This window comes from Chryseobacterium sp. MMS23-Vi53 (genome assembly GCF_047651245.1).
Lineage (GTDB): Bacteria > Bacteroidota > Bacteroidia > Flavobacteriales > Weeksellaceae > Chryseobacterium.
This window is the reverse complement of record NZ_CP180265.1, coordinates 1,190,064-1,209,326: the sequence shown is the minus strand read 5'-3', so window position 1 is coordinate 1,209,326 and position 19,263 is coordinate 1,190,064. Positions and strand designations below refer to the sequence as shown.

The following is a 19,263-nucleotide window of genomic DNA, read 5'->3' as shown; positions in this document are numbered from 1 at the left end:
AAAGTGTATATTAGCAAAATACTTCAAAATAAAAATATTTAATATTTGGCTATGCAAACAACCTATATTGAAACTCAGCAGATTTCCTTTCAAGATTTTAAAAATCAGATACTTGAAGACTATAAATTAGGAAGAATCTCTCGTGAAATGTCCTATTTGGGAAGAAGAGAAGTTCTTACAGGAAAAGCTAAATTTGGTATTTTTGGGGATGGTAAAGAGCTTCCTCAGTTGGCTATGGCGAAAGTTTTCAAAAATGGAGACTTCCGTTCAGGATATTATAGAGATCAGACTTTTGCATTGGCTGTAGATGCGTTGACAGTAGAGAGTTTCTTTGCTCAATTATACGCAGATACAAGTGTGGAAAGAGAGCCTGCATCGGCTGGAAGACAGATGAATGGGCACTTTGCAACAAGAAGTTTGAATGAAGACGGAAGCTGGAAAGATTTAATGGCTCAGAAAAATATTTCTTCGGATATTTCTCCTACAGCAGGACAAATGCCAAGATTGTTGGGGTTGGCTCAGGCTTCAAAAATATATAAATCAGTAAAATTCGACGGTTCTGAAAAATTCTCAAAAGACGGTAACGAAATCGCTTTTGGAACAATCGGTGATGCTTCTACAGCAGAAGGTCATTTCTGGGAAACTCTGAATGCAGCTTGTGCGCTTCAGGTTCCGATGGTTGTTTCGATTTGGGACGATGGTTACGGAATTTCAGTTCCTACAAAAAATCAGAGAGCAAAAGCTGATATTGCTGAAATGCTGAGTGGTTTCCAAAGAAAAGAAGGGGAAGCTCAAGGATGTGAAATTATTCAGGTGAAAGCTTGGGATTATGCTTCATTATTAGATGCTTATGCAAGAGCAGAGCAGTTCGCAAGAATGGAATCTGTGCCGGTTGTAGTTCATGTCATTGAAGTTACGCAGCCGCAAGGTCACTCGACTTCTGGTTCTCATGAGAGATATAAAAATGAAGAGCGTCTGGCTTGGGAATCTCAATTTGACGGATTGGTGAAATTCAAAGAATGGATTTTGAATTATTCAATCGAAATTGATGGTAAAGAACAGGTTTTGGCAACAGCAGAAGAATTGGATGCTATCGATGAAGAAGCTAAAAAGTCTGTAAAGGTTGGTCAAAAACAGGCTTGGGAAAGTTATCAGAAGACAATCACGGATTTAACGAATTCAGTTTTACCTTTAGTTGAAAATATTAAAGGACAAAGTACTGAAATTGAGAATTATATTAATCAATTCAATAAATTAGTCTCAAAAGCTAAGAAAGATGTTTTCCATTTGGTAAGAAAATCTTTATTGGCGACAAGAGGAACAAATTCTGCGGAAAGAAACCAATTGATGCAGAAATACAACGAGATTTTTGAGGTTGAAAAAGACAATTATTCTTCTCATTTATATTCTCAGTCTCAGTGGAAAGCTGAAAATGTGCAGGAAATCAAACCTATCTATTCCGATGCTTCGGAAGATGTTGACGGAAGAGTAGTGGTAAGAAATAATTTCGATAAAATTTTCGAAAAATATCCTGAAACTTTAGTATTTGGTGAAGATGCCGGAAATATCGGTGACGTAAACCAGGGGCTTGAAGGAATGCAGGAAAAATACGGTGACGTACGTATTGCCGATACAGGAATCCGTGAAGCTACAATTCTTGGTCAAGGTATTGGAATGGCAATGAGAGGTTTAAGACCAATCGCTGAAATCCAATATTTAGACTATATTTTGTACTGTTTACAAGGAATGAGCGATGATTTGGCGACAGTTCAGTACAGAACGAAAGGTGGTCAGAAAGCTCCGGTAATCATCAGAACGAGAGGTCACAGATTGGAAGGAGTTTGGCATTCTGGTTCACCAATGGCAGGAATCCTTAATCTTTCTAAAGGTATTTTGGTATTGGTTCCAAGAAACTTGACGAAAGCTGCCGGATTCTACAACACAATGCTTCAAAGTGACGATCCTGCTGTGATTGTTGAATGTCTAAACGGTTACAGATTAAAAGAAAAACAACCTGATAACTTAGGTGAATTCACTGTTCCTGTTGGGAAAATAGAGGTTACGAAAGAAGGAAAAGATGTTACTTTGGTAACTTACGGTTCGACTTGGAGAATTGTAATGGAAGCGGCGGAAGAATTGGAAAAACTTGGAATTTCTGCGGAAGTTATTGATGTTCAGTCATTAATTCCTTTTGATTTAACGCAAGAAATTGCTGAGTCAGTGAAGAAAACAAACAGATTAGTCGTAATCGACGAAGATGTGGAAGGCGGAACTTCAGCGTTTATTTTACAGCAGATTTTAGAGAAACAAAAAGCGTTCAGATTCTTAGATTCTGATCCGTTGACGATCGCTGCAAATGACCACAGACCTGCGTATGCAAGTGACGGAGATTATTTCTCTAAGCCATCTGCAGATGATATGGTTGAAAGAATCTACGCCATGTTCAATGAAACAAATCCTCAGAAATATCCTGCGATATTTTAATTGGAATTTTAGATAAATTTTGAAACCGCTTTCTTTTGGGAAGGCGGTTTTTTGTTTAAATATTCTAAAATTTGTAGATTTAAATTTAATCAAATATAAACGATTTAAATGCTACAAGATCAAATAACTTTAAAAGATCGACACAAATCTTTTGTAAAAACAATTTCGGAAACAGGAATTGTATATGCCTTAAAAAATGAAGATGGTTATGCTACATCCGAATCAAATGAAATAGAAGATGAGGATGGATATCCTGTTGAGATCATTTGTTTCTGGTCTGATAAATCAATTGCTAAATCTTGTATAAAAAATGAATGGAGTGAATATAAAGTTTGTGAATTGAATTTGTCAGAATTTTTAGAAAATTGGTGTGTTGGAATGAATAATGATGGACTAATTGTAGGAATAAATTTTGATAAAAGCCTGTTTGGTTATGAAGTTGAACCTTTATATTTGATTTTAGAAATTATATCTGAATTAAATTTACAAAACAAACAAATTGAGTTTAAAAAATTTAATGGAATTAAAGATTTAGAAATTCAGGTTAAAGAAATTATTAAAGATTAAAAGGCTATCAAACGACAGCCTTTTTTATTTTCTTCTCTTCCAAAAGCGTTTTACAATCCTTCGCTTTATTCGGATCATAAACATGATATTTCGTTTCCCATTCTTCCAATTGATACAAAATCGGTAGCAATGCCAAACCTTTCTCCGTCAACGAATATTCAACTCTTGGAGGAATTTCTTTAAACTCTTCACGAATCACCAATCCATCGGCTTCCATTTCGCGTAATTGGTCTGTTAAAACTTTTCTCGAAATTACATTAATTCGCACCGCAAGTTCTCCAAAACGTAATTTTCGGTCTTTGATTACCAATACAATAATTGGTTTCCACTTGCTTCCCAAGGCAGACATTGCTTTGCCTAAAGGACAGCTGTATTCCATTAATTCGTTCTTTTTCATAAGGAGATTTTTATTTATTAAGCCCGAATGAAACCAAAATTTTATTCGTTACCTTTATGTTACTAATGTAAGTTACTGCAAAGTTACCACTTTTTTTAATTAAAAGGAACAAATATGAACTATTATTAGTTACTTTGTGTAACAATTATAAAATGTAAATTTAAAGATGAGTACAGAATCATTATTTAAACCTTTTAAATATAAGAATTTAGAACTAAAAAATAGAATCGTAATGGCTCCAATGACGAGAGCACAATCTGATAATGGAGTTCCGACTCAGCAAATTACAGATTATTACGCAAGAAGAGCTGCTTCAGAAGTTGGATTGATCCTTTCCGAAGGAACTGTCATCAACAGACCTGCATCAAAAAATATACAGAATATCCCTGATTTTTATGGAACAGAAGCATTAAACGGTTGGAAAAACGTGATCGATGCCGTTCATGAAAATGGAGGAAAAATGGGACCACAAATCTGGCACGTTGGAGATACAAGAAGTTCTGCAGATTATCCTTTGGTTGATATGGAAAAGGCTTCCACAATGACTTTGGAAGATATTCAGGATACGATTGCTCAGTTTGCAGCTTCTTCAAAATCTGCGAAAGATCTTGGATTTGATGTGGTTGAAATTCACGGAGCGCATGGTTATTTAATCGACCAATTTTTCTGGGAAGTAACCAATACAAGAACAGATGAATACGGCGGAAAAACATTGAAAGAAAGAAGCAAATTTGCTGTTGATGTTGTGAAAGCAATCAGAGAAGCGGTAGGAGAGGATTTCACGATTATTATCCGTCTTTCTCAATGGAAACAACAGGATTATTCAACAAAATTGGCGAATACACCGGAAGAAATGGAAGAATGGTTATTGCTATTAAAAGAAGCCGGAGTTGATATTTTCCACTGTTCACAAAGACGTTTTTGGGAAGCTGAATTCGAAGGTTCTGATTTAAATTTTGCAGGTTGGGCTAAAAAAATCACAGGTCAACCAACAATTACGGTAGGTTCTGTAGGTCTTGAAGGAGATTTTATGGGTGCATTTACCGGACAAGGAACTGGAAAAGCTGATTTAACTGAACTTATAAAAAGACTGGAAAGAGGAGATTTCGATTTGGTTGCTGTCGGTCGCGCACTTTTACAAGATCCGGAATGGGTGAAAAAAGTAAAAGAAGGAAAAACAGAAGATCTTTTGGATTTCAAAGCTGAAAGTATGGCAGTTTTATTTTAAAGTCAATTGTGAATTTTTGCTTTGCAAAGTGAATTGTGAATTTAAAATTTACAAGCGAAGCGAATTGACGATTCACTATTCACATATATTATTTTACCTATTTTTTATTTAATCGAAACCGCTTCAGGATCTTGTCTTGAAGCGGTTTTTAGTTTTTTAATTTGAAAGAATCTTAATTTGTTATGTATTTTGAAATAGATTGTTGATATATTCTTGTATTACTTATATAAATGAAATGCCTTTGTTTATCTTTAATTAAGAATATTAAATTTTCAAACAACTTTGTTTACCCTTGCGATAATTAAACGCAAAGCAAAACAAAGAAATATTAAAATTAAATTTAAAAAATAAGGTAAACAAAGGCGTTTCACTTATTTTCGAAAAACAAACTTTTTAGAATAAACGAAACTTTTGTTGAAATAATAATCATAATCACAAAAAACAAAACCACTTTCCAGGAATTTAGAAAGTGGCTTTTTTAACAGATTTAAATATCTAAATGCCATTAAAGGCAAAAAGTGATTCTTATATACCAATATTTTTTGTTGGCTTCAATTGTTTTTTGATTGATTTTGGAAGAGCATCTTTATGTACCAAAATTGCAGTCGATTTGTACTCAACATATGGTCTTGTCACGTAGATATAGCCTTCAAAATCATTCGTTACACCCCACGAATTCTTCACCATATAATATTCTTTTCCGGATTGATCTTTTGCCAATCCTACGATGTGCATCCCATGATCATCCGTTGTAGAAAGGTTGTTCAAGCCTTTTTGACGCATGTCTTCAGTGATCGTCTTATCTTTTTTAGGTTCTGTAAATAAAGTTCCCTTGTTGTCTTTTGTGATTTGATCCAAATCCATGTCCGGAACGTAAGCAACTCCATTTTTATAAGAGAAATAAGGCTCCGAAACGTCTGTTGCCCAACCTACAGAATATCCCTTGTTTACAGCGTTATCGATGATTGCCGTTAAATCTTTCATCGGTACATTCCAGTCAGAGTCATGGCTCCAGTTATCAGGAATTGGAACTACAAATTTTTGGTAATACGGATAATCTTTGTAAGAAGAAAGTTCTACATAGTCATCCGGATTAATGCCTACAACTTCCTTAGCAAAAGTCTGAGGAGTGTAGTTCTTTCCTTCATATGTAAAGTTTGTAGGAACTTTTCCCAGATATTCATCCAAAATTGCATCAACAGAAGACATCCAGTTATCCGTTAATTTTCCTTTTGAAGCAGCCTGAACCAAGCTGTCCAAAACAGGCTTCAATTTACCCTGCATTTCAGAGAAATTGTTTAATGTTTGTCCGGATTTTAAACCTGTATAAACATCTTGAGGAACTGCACCATATTTTTTGTACATGTTGACAACATCATGTAATTCACCTCCATCGCCCCAACTGATTGCTCCATTATTTAAAACATATAATTTTGCTTTATCATGATAAGAATTTCTTGCAGTGAAGATTTCTGCTAAATCAACAGGTTTTTTACCCATTCTTTGCATTTCAGACTCAAGGAAAGAGTTCCCGGAATAGCTCCAGCAAGTTCCTGAAGAACCTTGATTTTTTACCGAAGTTGCACCCACGTCTTTCAACGTTGTGAACTGGAAATTAGCATTTTGAGACTGGTTGTTCTTTAACTTGTTGATTAAGTCATCCTGAGCAAACATCATACTTCCTGCAGACAAAACAAAAAGTAATGATACAAATTTTTTATTTTTCATTACTAAATAAAGGGTTTTACTATTATAATAGTCGTTCATATTACAGATTTGTTACAAAGGGAAAGGTTAAATTTAATATTAAATTTTTTTGAAGAAATAAGGTAGAGAAGCCAAAGACAATCAACTAACAACAATCAACCATTTCCTTTGTTCAGGAGCTATTTCCCGCTTTTCACTGTATCTTTTTGGTTACGGCTTCCACTTCATTCCAGCCGCAACCAAAAAGGATGTCGTTTCAATCGGGGCTAGGGTGAAAGCCATCCATTCAAATATTTGGAAAAATATTCATGGAGTTTGTCATTCCGCAGGAATCTAGACTCGAATCATTCCATATTATTTCCTAATACTACACTTCGATACTTCCAGCATGACAAACTTTATGCAAAAAAAAATAAAGTAAAGAAAACCTTCGGAACCTCAACATTAATCGGCTTTTTAGACTGCTTTTCCATTTGTCTCAATCCAAAAAAATCATTATTTTTTCAAAAAAGTTTACAATGTTTCCAACGCTTTTTAAAATTTTTGCATCTATATAGTATAAAGTCAGACTATGGAACACAGATTACTGATAGAATGTCAACGGAACGACCGCAACGCACAGCGGAAAGTTTACGAAATAATGGCGGGTAAGCTCTACTCAGTCTGCAAACGCTATCTGAAAAATGATGAAGATATCGAAGAAGTGTTGGCGGATACATTTTATAAGATTTTTACGAAGATGAGTCAACTTCAAAATCCTGAGATTTTTGAAGCTTGGGCAAGAAAAATTGCAGTGAATGAATGTTTACAGAAATTAAGATCTACAAAAGCATTGCATATTTCATTAGAAGAAAATCATGTGGGAATTTCCGATTCTACATTAGAAAATGTTTCCTATGAAAAAGATATTTTGAGCTTACTGAACTTTCTTCCCGAAGGTTGTAGAGCGATTTTTAATCTTTTCGCTATTGAAGGTTATCCTCACAAAGAGATTGCGGTAATGCTTTCTATCAGTGAAGGAACATCCAAATCTCAGCTCAATTTTGCCAGAAAAAAACTTCAGGAACTTTTGATTAATCAAAACATTTAAACTTTACAACAATGGAAAATAATAATATTGATAAAACTTTCAACGAGGCTTCTAAGACATTAGAGGAACCTGCGACTTTTCCTGGGTTTGATAAAGTTTGGGCAAAAGTTGAGGAAAAATTAGACAAAAAAGAAGAGAAAAAAAGCAGGCTGATCACTATGTTGCTTCCCTACGGAATTGCAGCGAGTTTACTGATCGGATCTGGAATTTTTTACTTTAATAATAAAAAAGAAAACACAGAAATTACAACACCCGCAATTGCTAAAAATACAATTAAAAGTCAATCTAAAAATATTGAAAATAGTACTCCTGTTCCAGAAAATATCCAAAAAATAGACAGTACGGTAAAAGCAAATATCCAAAGTGAAGTTTTTGCGACTCCCATTCCGAAAATTGCTTATCACTCAGCTCCAAAAATGTATATTGAAGCTCCACAAGCTGCACCTGTATTCGAAAAAGCAGTTGAAACTTCTGATGATTTAAGAGAAATAATGAATTCGGGTAGAGCGTCGATGGATACTCTAAAACGAAGCAATATTGAAGAAGTAATTGCAATGGGAATTAAAAAAGAAAAGGCTAATTCGGCATCTTCTACGGTAATTCCCGATCTGGCTTTTGCAAAAAGAAAGAAAATTTCTGAACTCAATGTGATTGCAGATACAGCAGAAGTTTCTTATCCAATTGCTTTTAATGATAAAGGTCAAGCGCAGGAACCTGAAATTTTAGGATATAATAAATCTAATATTAAGAAAGCCAATTCAATTGCCATGAATTCTGGTTTTGCAAATAGGGTTGGAGAAAAAATGGCTTTTAATTCGCTAAGTGGAAAAGTCTCAGGAATTAATATCAATCCAATTTCAGGAGCACCGGGTTCCGGAAAAGTGGAAATTTCCCTTCATTGTCAAGGTTCTACAACGAATACAGGTCCGCTTTACATCGTTGACGGGGTCGTTACAGATGCAGAAGTCTTCAAAAAAATTGATGTAAAGAAAATTGTCGGAATGAATATTTTTAAAGGTGAAAAAGCGGTTTCATTATTCGGAAATAGAGCTATAAACGGGGCAATCGTCGTGGAAACAAAAGATATTTCAAAAAAGGAAAAAAGAAAGCTTAAAAGACTTATCAAAAAGGAGCTTCCAAAGAAATAGGCATTAAATTATAAGTTCATAATTATATTTTTGGTTGTTGGTGTGAGTAATACAGGCTGCTCACAAGGGTGGTCTGTATTTATTTTTACCCCAAGTTCTTACCTCGTATTTACACAATTCAAATAAAAAATTAAACTCTTAAAAAATAATTAAGATGAGAAAAATATGCATCACAATATTGGCATTGGCTTCATTGGCTGCCTGCAAAACGAAAAATGTTTCTAATGATTTGAAAGAATCAAAACCTTTAAGTCTTAAAAAAGATAAAGACCAGGATGGAATTGCAAATAAACTCGATAAATGCCCTGAAATTGCAGGACCAATAGAAAATGAAGGCTGTCCATGGCCGGATACAGACGGAGATGGTGTAATTGACAAAGACGATGCTTGTCCGACCGTTGCGGGTCCTGCCGAAAACAATGGTTGCCCGTGGCCGGATACCGATGGAGACGGAATTTTGGATAAAGATGATGCCTGTCCTACGGTTCCAGGATTGCCGGAATATAATGGTTGCCCAAAACCTAGAAAACAGACAGCAATGGAAATAGAAAGTGTTGTGGTAACGGGAGCAAGAGGTATCCAAAAAAGGGTGGCATCAATTAGCAAAAGCCAAGGATTTATAAGATCGACACCAGTTAAAAAAACAGGTAAAAAAGTCATCAAAAAACAAAGAGATTATAGCAATGAAGAATACGATGCTTTGGTTGAAAATCCTTTTGAACTGACACAAAATCAGCCGCTTTCTACTTTTTCGATTGATACGGATAATGCTTCTTACTCTAACGTCCGAAGAATGATAGAGTATGGTGAAGTTGATAAAAATGCTGTGAGAGTGGAGGAAATGATTAATTATTTTAAATATATCTATCCTCAGCCTAAGAATAATCAGCCTTTTTCGATTAATACAGAATTGAATACTGCACCATGGAATCCGAATCATAAACTGCTTAAAATTGGTTTAAAAGGAAAAGAACTTTCGATGAAAAATCTTCCGACTTCCAATATTGTTTTCTTAATAGATGTTTCCGGATCGATGAATGAGGAGAATAAATTACCGTTGTTAAAGTCTTCTTTTAAAGTTTTATTAGATCAATTAAGACCTCAGGATAAAGTTGCGATGGTGGTTTATGCAGGAAATGCAGGTGTTGTTTTGCCACCGACTTCGGCTTCTGAGAAAGCCAAAATTATTGAAGCTTTAGACAAATTGCAGGCGGGTGGAAGTACAGCAGGTGGAGTGGGAATCGAATTAGCCTATAAATTGGCAGAAGAAAATTTCGTAAAAGGAGGAAATAATCGTGTGATTTTGGCTACAGATGGAGATTTCAACGTAGGAGTTTCTTCTAAAGGCAGTCTGGAGGAGTTAATTGAAGAAAAAAGAAAATCCGGAGTGTTTCTTACTTGTCTTGGCTACGGAATGGGAAATTACAAAGACAATAAAATGGAAACTTTAGCGGATAAAGGCAACGGAAATTACGCATACATCGACAATTTGCAGGAAGCCAAAAAGTTTTTAGGAAGAGAATTTGCCGGAAACATCTACACAATTGCAAAAGATGTGAAAATTCAGATTGAATTTAATCCTAAATATGTAAAATCTTACCGTCTGATCGGTTACGAAAATCGAAAGCTGAGAAATGAAGATTTTGTAGACGATAAAATTGATGCTGGAGAATTGGGAAGCGGACATACAGTAACGGCTTTGTATGAAGTAATTCCTGCCAATGTAAACTCAGAATTTTTACCGAAGCAAAATAAATTAAAATACAGTGCCACATCAAAAAAACAGAATTTCGGAGATGAATTGGCCACAATTAAATTCAGATATAAAAAACCTACGGGAACAAAAAGTTCGGAAATCGTTCAGGTTGTGAAAAACTCTTCTCTTGCTGGAGTAAAAGCTAGTTCAGATTTCAAATTTGCATCTTCTGTGGCTTGGTTTGGCTTGGTGTTGAGAGATTCAAAATTAATTAAAAAGAGAAGTTTAACTGAAATTCAAAATTTAGCAAAAGAAAATAAAGGAAAAGATTCTGAAGGATACAGAACAGAATTTGTGAAGATGGTGGGAGATTACAAAAAACTTAAATAGGTTTATTAAATTACTTAAAAGACAGCAGACATCCATAAGAATGTCTGCTGTTATTATATAAAATCCCTTCTTATTTGGGAACTGTTTTCTCTCATCACATGTAAGATAACTTTAAAGGATTATATAAGAAGGGAAAGTTTTAATATAGTTATGTTAGCTGTTTTTATGTATTGAAAATCATTTAGTTGGCAATTTTATATCCGTATAAAGAACTTACAATTACCTGATACACACTACCGCTTGATACTGCTGCAACACCTGCCATGCTAACGGTCTCTCCAGCATTGAGATAAGTAATGCATGAAACATTTACTCCGACAAGAGATCCAGGGTTTGGCTGAAAAGACTGCACCAATACATTATTGGGAGTAGTGCTGAAATTTTTAATAAGATAAAGCACGGTAAAGTTAAATGTTGGAGTTCCCGAAACCAAGCTGTTATCAAATTGGGTAGAACCATAAAACATATAATATCCGTTTGTAGGTGCTGTAAAACGACCTGTAGAGGTATTTAATGCATTTCCTGTATTAAGAACGGTTCCCTGCGGATAAATAATTTCCGAACCGAGATATGGACCTGTTGTAGCAGGAAGAGTCTGTCTCGTAGTTGTGCTTACCGTAGAAAATGCATAAGTGGAAGCGGCAGCGGGCAGATTATCCGAGCTTGAAAGTAAAATAAGTTCCCACGTGGTTCCTGTCGTTGTTCCTTTGCTTATAAAAAATGCATAATAACCGGCTGGTACATCTACGGATGAAATACCTGCTCCACTTTGATTATCGATGAGCTCTGTTCCGTTTGCAGTTATTGAAAGTATTGCTGTTCCTGTGTTTTTAAAATGATAGGTTCTTCCAATAAAATTTCCAAATCCGTTTATAGCTGCCGGTAAGGTTAAAGTTCCATTTGTTCCGCCATTATATGCTAAATAATAATCATTAATTCCAACTGTTCCGCTTGTGGAAACTTGTCTGTATGTAGCTGCAAATGAGCCATTCACTGTAAGTTTGCTGCCGGGAGATGGATTGTCGATGCCTACATTTCCGGTTTGTGAGTACAATGTGATTCCCGAAAATAATAGGAGTATAAAAATAAAATGTATTTTCATATTATTAATTCAAAAAAATTATGTTTTATTAATTTTGGAATTTTACAAAGTCTAAATAAAATGCAGGATTTCCACCGTTAAAGCCTGTTGGTACTATATAATTGGTTTTGTGGGCAACTACGGGATAAGTACCCGGTGCAGGGAAATACAGTACTTTGTTTTGATCTCGTGGAATAAAGTTGACAGGATCAGGACTAGAAGTTCCGCAATAAGATTTCCAGACATCTCCAATACCTGGTATATAAAACCAATAATCGTTACAGGTTGAAGTAAGGGTGAGTCCTGAACGGAAAAAATACCATCCTTTGGCAGGAATTGTAACGGATATTCCGGTGGGAAGATTATCACCGCCTGCAGCTCCTGTAAATGGGTTTGTTAATGTTCCATTATAAGAAGTCCAGTTGTCAGCAAATGCTGTGGTAACTGTAGAAGACCAAGTTGCGAGACCATTGGCATCACTTGTAAGGACATAACCTAATTGCTGGGTTCCATCTTTAATTTGTAAAGCTCCGTTTGTCGTACCGTTATCAATCACAATTTTGGCATTTGAAGCGCCTGTAGGAACTGTATTGGTACCTAAAAGAACTTTTCCGGTTCCATTTATGCTTAAATTATTTCCTGCTGTTGCTATATTGGTTGCCTGCGAAAGTGTACCGCCCAGTCTTACATCGGTTCCTGAAATCGTTGTACCGTTGCTTGCGGTAATATTGTTGTTGATAACTGTTGTTCCGCTGCCACTGCCGCCTTCAAGTTCTGTAATGCTCATAAAACCAATTCCAGGATTCAACTGGGCTGTTCCGGCTCCTCCCAAGCGAACTTTTACAGATGTATCGACTGTAGGTCTATAAATGGCGTATGCCTCCGGTTGTCCGCCTATGGTCGTTGCAGGATAATTGTTTATAGCATCAACAACTCCCGTGGTACTTGAAGGTAATATAGAATTATTGGAAGCATCGACCCATTCATAAACGAAAAAACCTCCTGCAAGCGAGAAATCAGTTGCATGTAACTGGCATCGCAATACATATGTTTTTCCGGCTTTTAAGCTAAAAACTCCGGCGTTGTAAGTAATATTATTTGAGGCTATAACAGATCCAAAGTTCACATCCGATCCCGTAGATATAGCCTGAGCTGTATTTGGCTTTACTATAATATAATCACCCGTAGAAGTTGAGCCTGTTGAAACCAGTTCCCAAGTTGGATTGGCACCAGTAAGACCTGTGTTAATAATTTGTATACTCTGATTGGCCGGTACAGGAACGCTTGCATTTCCATTAATGGTTTCCGGTGTTGCAGAATTTACGGTTATCGTAAAATTGGTATTATTTTTTATGGTGTAGAGACGTCCCTTGAAATTTCCGTTTCCGCTGATTGCTGCAGGAAGATTGAAAGTCGCATTTGATGTTCCGTTATAGGATACATGGAAATCGGTTGCGCTCAGATTGTAAATTGCAGAGGTTACAGCATTATACTTTGCAGCCACAGAACCATTGATGTCTATTGTAGATCCCGGGTTCTCTGTATTCACACCTATATTTCCTGCTTGTGCAAGGATAATATAAGAGCTTAGCAGTGCAACGACCTGCCATACTTTAGTAAAATTTTTAGACATTTATTTTTGTTTTTAGTTTCCTAGAAATTTTCCAATTCAATCATTCTTAATTCGAAAATTTTATAAAATCTCTGAATATCATTAATTTTAAAATAATTAGCTTTTGTTGTTAATTATTTATTATATTAACAGATATTAATATTTTATGTTTTAATTATGAAGTAAAACTATAGAATATTTTATACAAAAAAGAATTGATTTTGTAGAAAAAAATAAAGCAATATGTAGAAAAAATTCTACAAGTGGTGAGTTTTTATAATTGAAATTAGGAAATATATGTTTGATAAAGTTTAATAAGATCTGCTATGTTTTTGGTTTTTAGCTTTGTGTGAATTCTTTTTTTGTAAGTACTAATGGTAGGCATTTGGATATTCAGTACATTGGATATTTCCAGATTACCGTTTCCCTTTGCCAGAAGCATGAAAATTTCATATTCCCTTTCCGATAAATTTTTAATTAAATCTAAAGGCGATTCATGAATAAGCTGATTAACAAGGGTTGAAGGGTAGTAGTAGCCATCGGAGAATATTTTTTTCACAGCATCCGAAATCTCGTCGGATTTGCTCAGTTTACTTACATATCCATTCGCTCCTTCTCGGATATATTGAGCTGCAATTTCTTCTTCGTATGCAGAAAAAATAAGGATTTTGATATCAGGATCAATTGATTTTATCTCCGAAATCATTTTTTTATTCTTGCTTTCCGGCATATTGATGTCCAGAATTACAAGATCGTATTTTTTTCGAGAAATTTTTTCTAAAGTTTCCGGATAATCTTCCGCCTGATCTACTTCTGCATCCTGAATTCTTGATTCCAGAATCATAGTGGTTCCTACCAATACAATGTCGTGATCATCGGCTATAAGAATGTTTTTACTCATTTTTTATTTAATAAAATCAGTTTGAAAGAAGTTCCCTGAGGTTCGTTTTTTGTGAAAATAATTTTTCCGCCAATCATCTGTAGCAGTTGAAGGACGAGATGCAATCCCATACCATATTTTTGCAATAATAGCTTTTCATTTTCAATATTATCCTGAAGTCTTGTATAATATTCAATTTTCTTTTCGTCCATTCCGATTCCGGTGTCGGTAATTTTCAGAATAATATTTTCGTTTTCAATGCAGTTTTCAATGGTTATTGTTCCGTTTTCTGTGTATTTAACAGAATTATCAATCAAATTATGTACAATGGCCGATAAAATATTTTTACTAATCCACAATTGCAAAGATTCATCGACATTATTTTGAATGAGGGTATTATTCTTTTCTGCAATTTCATCAAAAAGAATTTTTTTCTCTTCTATCAGTTGAAATAATGAATAAAGTTCAGTTTTATCCGAAATATGATGGCTGTAAATATCTGCATATTCTTTTAAAGTCAAGGTAAAATTATACAACTGATCCGAAGATTTATAAATAGAATTAAGAATTTTCCCGGCCCGTTTTTCATCAAAATTTTCCTGATCCAGAATTTCCTTGGCGGTAAGCGCAATAAACTTCACCGGAGTTGTAATATCATGCGTAATAGTTCCGATTAGTTTCTTTTGCTGTTCTATTTCTTTGTGAAGTTTTCCTTTGGTAATTTCTAGCTTTTCTACTGTGTCAGACAGTATTTTTGTTCTCGAATTTACAATTTCTTCCAGTTCATGATTCTTCTTTTGAAGAAAGCTTATTCTCCATTTTACCAGAAAGTAAATGAATAGAAAGAATAATCCTGTTAGAAATATTTTAAACCAAAATGTTTGATAAAAGTAAGGAGGAATAATGATTTTAATCTTTTTATAGATAAATTTTCCGTCATCCGAAACAAGCATTCTAACCATAAAAATGTGATGACCATACCCTAGATTGGAAACAGAAAATTTTCTGTCTTTCCCTATATTTTCCCATTTTGCGTTAGGAAAATCACTCAGTTTGGCTTCTATCACCAAATTATCAAGATTTGAATAGTAGGGAACATCAATAAACAAGTCCAAACGATTGGATTCCTGGCTGATGTATATTTTTTCTTTAAAATTTTTCTCTTTATTGTCGACCAGCGCCCTTTCTACATAGAAATTTTCGGGATAGAAGCTTTTGATTTTTAAAGGATCAAAGAAAATAAGACCATTAAGAGAAGGTAGTACAAATTCTCCGTTTTTCAGTCGGTTTCCTGCGATGTTGCTGCCGCCGTTAAATTCATTTGTATTAAAACCTGCATCTTTAGAAAATCTACAGTAATAAATTCTGTGCTTTTTATTTTGCGCATATTTCAGAAGTTCTGTTTCCAAAACCTTATATAAACCGTTATTGGTAGAAATCCAGAAAAATCCTTTAGCATCCTCCAAAAGGGTGTGAGATGATGAAATATTACCATCGGCATCATAAGGCATCTTTATAATGCGGTCGTTTTTTAATAAGTAAAAACCTTGTCCTAAGGTGGTTATCCATATATTTCCATCTTTGGTTTTAATTATATTTCTGATCGATAATTCCTTATTTCCAGTTAGTTTGTAAATTTTATTCGTCTTTAATGATATTTTATATAAACATTTTACAGTACCAACCAATACGTATTCCTGATTCAGCCTGATGAATTTGGTGGGTTCATTTTTAAAAAAGATCTTTTTCTCTACAGCATTGAAAGATTGATCTTTATAAATTGCTAAAACGCCATTGAATTCGGGACCGTCGGGATTTTTTATATCTTTAAAAAGCGCAAAATATTGATGATTACTGATGAAAAAGTCTTTTAATAAAAGACTTTTTGTCCTTATGATTCTCTCGTCACCTGATGTTTTTGAGTAGATCTTGATATGATCTTCATGAAGATAAATAATGTTTCCATTCTCTTCACGATCTAAAAAATAAGGAGAAGTATTTTTGAAATTTTTATTTTCCAAAAGACCACTACGACTGTAAACCTCTCCAAATGTTGTGATGACGGAAGAATCGCTGTAAGGTAAAATAGAATAAAAGACAGATTCATGATTGGATGAGGGTCGTTTTACAGTAGTGAAATCCTGAAAACTCAGGATTCGTAACCCATCAATGCTGCTTCCCAAAAATAGCTTTTTGTATTTCTTGTCAAAATAAATACTCATGAAATTCTCATCCTTAACATCCTGTAAAGTAACAAGTTTTGATAATTTTAATTCATTATCCTGATATTGACAGATATAAATTGTTCCCCGATTCAGCGCAAAAAGCTGATGATTGACCTGGCTCCAAAAAATCCTGGTTTTATGATCCGATAACAGAGAATTTTTAAAAGAACCGATGATTTTCCCGTCTTTTATAGTAATAATATTTTTCGTTATAGGATCCACATAAAACAATAAATCTTTGAGTGCAAAAATTGTGGAAGCATTTTTATAAAGCGGCTGTAGATTTAATCTTTGCTCTCTTTTCGAACGAAAATCTGAATAAATCAGCGCGTTATTCAGCAAAAAATATCTTCCGTTTGCAACATTCATAAAAAAACCGATTCCCGTTGAGGCGAAACTATAATGTGAACAGGAAAGGAGATACTTTTTTTTATTTCTGTAAACAACAGTAGAATGGTTCTTTAAAGGGGTAATTTTCGGAAATTTATCATGCAGCAAAATATTTTTTTCATATTCTCCGGTTGTAAAAATACTGTCATTTTCAACACTTCCATAAAAATGGGTAAAGCGTTGGCTGTTCAAAGGAAAATTTTTATAGACCAAAAAACTGCTGCCGTCATAACGCACAATTCCATTTTCAGTGGTAAGCCAAATAAATCCATACTTATCTTTTATAATATCTTTTACACTGTTCTGAGGCAATCCGTTGTCTGTATTGTAAACCTGAAGATGTGTTCTCTGACCTTCCATAAACAAATGAATGAAAGTAAAAAGTATAAGAAGCAGACTTTTTTTCAAGGTTGATAATTTTAGCAATGCAAATGTATTTCTATTATGTGACAAATAACAAAAAATTGATTTTATTAAAATTAATTTTCAAAAATTATTGAAAGTTCAAAAATTATGATTAAATTTGTATCAGAAATTAAAAGTTAAAACAAAATGCAACTTTCAGAAGCTAAAGAAAAATACATCCAGACTTGGGGAACGTTTGCGACCAATTGGGGAATCAACCGTACGATGGCGCAGGTTCATGCGCTGCTTTTGGCAAGTGATAGAGCGCTTTCTACCGATGAGGTAATGGAGCAGCTGGAGATTTCAAGAGGTAACGCGAACATGAATCTTCGTGGGCTGATAGACTGGGGAATTGTAAAAAAAGAGCTGATAAAAGGTGACAGAAAAGAATATTTTGTAGCAGAAAAAGATGTCTGGTATTTATTCAAGCAAATCACTAAGGAGCGCAGAAAGAGGGAAATCGAACCTGTTATTTCTTTTTTGGAAGAGCTTAAAAATATAGAAGATAAAGATTCTCCTGAAGCGAAAGAATTTATTAAATTAATGGACGATTTCAGCTCAGTAACCGGAAAAATCAACAATATTATGGATCTTGCGATAAAGAGTGACGATCACTGGCTGGTCGGTAAGATTACAAATTTATTAAAATAGAAAGGACTTCAAATCCTTTTTTATTTCAAATAAACTTTCAAAAATTATTGAAAATATAATAATATTAAAAAATTAAAAACATGAGACTCAATATTTTAAAACTGGAAGTTGTACTTCAAACAATAATAAGTTTTGTAAGCCTTTTGGTGATTACTTTTGATTATTTTCAAAACAATGAAGGCACAGATTTTTTTATTGCCCTTTTCTTTGTCGGTGTTTCAAATTTACTGGGCTTTTTGATAAGAATTTGTCTTTTTGCAAGCAGGTTCCATCGCTACTATTTTTTCGGAGTTGCACAGTTTTTTGTTCTGCTATATTTCGCAGCGGTATACAGCGAAAGCTTTAATGAAAAGTTTATATTTTATTTTATGGGAATTGGCGGAGTGCTTTTCAATATTTATTATTTATGTTATGGTTTTTACCTTATTAAAAATATTGAAAACAATAAGAAAGAAGGATAAAATTTTTTAAGCTTGAATTTCAAAAATTATTGAAAATATAATATTTATAAAATGTTCAATATTATTTCATACGTGCTTTTTCTTACGGTCAGTTCGTACATCACGATTGATGTAGGAAGACGGTGCTACAGTGCAGGAAAAGAATATCTGAACTATCTCATTCACGATTCCGAACTTTGTCTTACGATCAACAGGATACTTTTGGGATGCTACTACCTCATCAATCTCGGCTACATTGCAATAAATCTTACGAATTGGAACACCGTGAATTCGGTAGAGCAGATTATTACGGAAACAGCTGTTCGAATCGGTAACATCGTTTTGATTCTCTGTGCTTTACACTATATGAACATATTTGCACTCTATTTTTTAAGAAAAAATTTAACAATCAAATAATACTATTATGACAGCAACAGTCCTTACCACAGCAACTTACAATTTTTCGGCGTATATGATTTATTTGCCAATTGTGATTACCCTTACTGTTTTTGTTTCACAATTTCTGTTTAAGAATTCAAAAACATTTATGATCGATATTTTTCATCAGAAAGAAGATATTGCGATGGCTACAAACTCTTTGTTTAAAATCGGATTTTACCTTCTCAACATCGGTTTTGCACTTTGCATCATAGAATTTTATGAAATCAAAACCCTAGAAAGTCTCGTTGTCGATATGAGTGAGAAAATTGGGAAATTTTCGATTTATCTTGGAATTATGATGCTTCTTAATCTTTTACTTTTCCTAAAAGGTCGTAAACACGCTATGAATAAAGATAAAATTATTAAAAATGAAAACGCTGATATTTAAAATTTGGATGTATTTCACTTTTAAAATCCGGAATAAAAGAACG

Annotated in this window: 15 protein-coding genes; 9 read left to right on the top strand and 6 right to left on the bottom strand. The window is 34.2% G+C overall.

All coding sequences use genetic code 11. The features are described from left to right. Positions 1-51: 51 nt before the first annotated feature. Both ACKX2A_RS05320 and ACKX2A_RS05315 read left to right on the top strand, forming a co-directional pair. Entirely contained in the window at positions 52-2,484 is a 2,433-nt protein-coding gene (locus ACKX2A_RS05320) for a thiamine pyrophosphate-dependent enzyme (protein ID WP_415328106.1), read from the top strand. Positions 2,485-2,592: 108 nt separating this feature from the next. Beyond that, positions 2,593-3,051, top strand: coding sequence for a DUF2750 domain-containing protein (locus tag ACKX2A_RS05315; RefSeq protein WP_415328104.1), 459 nt, complete (start codon positions 2,593-2,595; stop codon positions 3,049-3,051). A 7-nt stretch (positions 3,052-3,058) separates the two neighbouring features. On the opposite strand, the gene ACKX2A_RS05310 is transcribed toward ACKX2A_RS05315, so the two are convergent. After that, positions 3,059-3,448, bottom strand: coding sequence for a winged helix-turn-helix transcriptional regulator (locus ACKX2A_RS05310; protein WP_415328102.1), 390 nt, complete (start codon positions 3,446-3,448; stop codon positions 3,059-3,061). Positions 3,449-3,614: 166 nt separating this feature from the next. Between ACKX2A_RS05310 and ACKX2A_RS05305 the strand changes: the two genes are divergently transcribed. Beyond that, the gene (locus ACKX2A_RS05305; protein ID WP_415328100.1) at positions 3,615-4,676 is read left to right on the top strand and encodes an NADH:flavin oxidoreductase; all 1,062 of its coding nucleotides are present in this window, start codon (positions 3,615-3,617) and stop codon (positions 4,674-4,676) included. 525 nt (positions 4,677-5,201) lie between these two features. On the opposite strand, the gene ACKX2A_RS05300 is transcribed toward ACKX2A_RS05305, so the two are convergent. Further along, positions 5,202-6,404 carry an aminopeptidase C gene (locus ACKX2A_RS05300; protein ID WP_415328098.1) on the bottom strand — a complete coding sequence of 401 codons (1,203 nt, stop codon included), beginning with the start codon at positions 6,402-6,404 and terminating at the stop codon, positions 5,202-5,204. A gap of 550 nt (positions 6,405-6,954) precedes the next feature. Here ACKX2A_RS05300 and ACKX2A_RS05295 point away from each other — a divergent pair. The 3 genes from ACKX2A_RS05295 (at position 6,955) to ACKX2A_RS05285 (ending at position 10,707) form a co-directional block, all read left to right on the top strand. After that, positions 6,955-7,473 (top strand): RNA polymerase sigma factor, encoded by a 519-nt coding sequence (locus ACKX2A_RS05295; RefSeq protein WP_415328096.1) that lies wholly within the window; start codon positions 6,955-6,957, stop codon positions 7,471-7,473. Positions 7,474-7,484: 11 nt separating this feature from the next. Continuing rightward, positions 7,485-8,621 carry a hypothetical protein gene (locus tag ACKX2A_RS05290; protein WP_415328095.1) on the top strand — a complete coding sequence of 379 codons (1,137 nt, stop codon included), beginning with the start codon at positions 7,485-7,487 and terminating at the stop codon, positions 8,619-8,621. 154 nt (positions 8,622-8,775) lie between these two features. Next, complete coding sequence (locus ACKX2A_RS05285) at positions 8,776-10,707, top strand: YfbK domain-containing protein (RefSeq protein WP_415328093.1); 1,932 nt, start codon at positions 8,776-8,778, stop codon at positions 10,705-10,707. Positions 10,708-10,888: 181 nt separating this feature from the next. On the opposite strand, the gene ACKX2A_RS05280 is transcribed toward ACKX2A_RS05285, so the two are convergent. The 4 genes from ACKX2A_RS05280 to ACKX2A_RS05265 form a co-directional block, all read right to left on the bottom strand. Then, complete coding sequence (locus ACKX2A_RS05280) at positions 10,889-11,809, bottom strand: hypothetical protein (protein ID WP_415328091.1); 921 nt, start codon at positions 11,807-11,809, stop codon at positions 10,889-10,891. 28 nt (positions 11,810-11,837) lie between these two features. Then, positions 11,838-13,421: a hypothetical protein gene (locus ACKX2A_RS05275; RefSeq protein WP_415328089.1), complete on the bottom strand. Its 1,584-nt coding sequence runs from the start codon at positions 13,419-13,421 to the stop codon at positions 11,838-11,840. 265 nt (positions 13,422-13,686) lie between these two features. Continuing rightward, complete coding sequence (locus tag ACKX2A_RS05270) at positions 13,687-14,301, bottom strand: response regulator (RefSeq protein ID WP_415328087.1); 615 nt, start codon at positions 14,299-14,301, stop codon at positions 13,687-13,689. Then, complete coding sequence (locus tag ACKX2A_RS05265; protein WP_415328085.1) at positions 14,298-17,303, bottom strand: sensor histidine kinase; 3,006 nt, start codon at positions 17,301-17,303, stop codon at positions 14,298-14,300. Before ACKX2A_RS05265 ends, ACKX2A_RS05270 begins: the two co-directional genes overlap by 4 nt. 144 nt (positions 17,304-17,447) lie before the next feature. Here ACKX2A_RS05265 and ACKX2A_RS05260 point away from each other — a divergent pair, with 144 nt between their 5' ends. The 3 genes from ACKX2A_RS05260 (at position 17,448) to ACKX2A_RS05250 (ending at position 19,220) form a co-directional block, all read left to right on the top strand. Next, entirely contained in the window at positions 17,448-17,951 is a 504-nt protein-coding gene (locus ACKX2A_RS05260) for a GbsR/MarR family transcriptional regulator (protein WP_415328083.1), read from the top strand. An 80-nt stretch (positions 17,952-18,031) separates the two neighbouring features. Beyond that, positions 18,032-18,412 (top strand): hypothetical protein, encoded by a 381-nt coding sequence (locus ACKX2A_RS05255; protein WP_415328081.1) that lies wholly within the window; start codon positions 18,032-18,034, stop codon positions 18,410-18,412. A gap of 403 nt (positions 18,413-18,815) precedes the next feature. Continuing rightward, positions 18,816-19,220 carry a hypothetical protein gene (locus tag ACKX2A_RS05250; protein WP_415328080.1) on the top strand — a complete coding sequence of 135 codons (405 nt, stop codon included), beginning with the start codon at positions 18,816-18,818 and terminating at the stop codon, positions 19,218-19,220. The last annotated feature ends 43 nt before the right edge of the window (positions 19,221-19,263 follow it).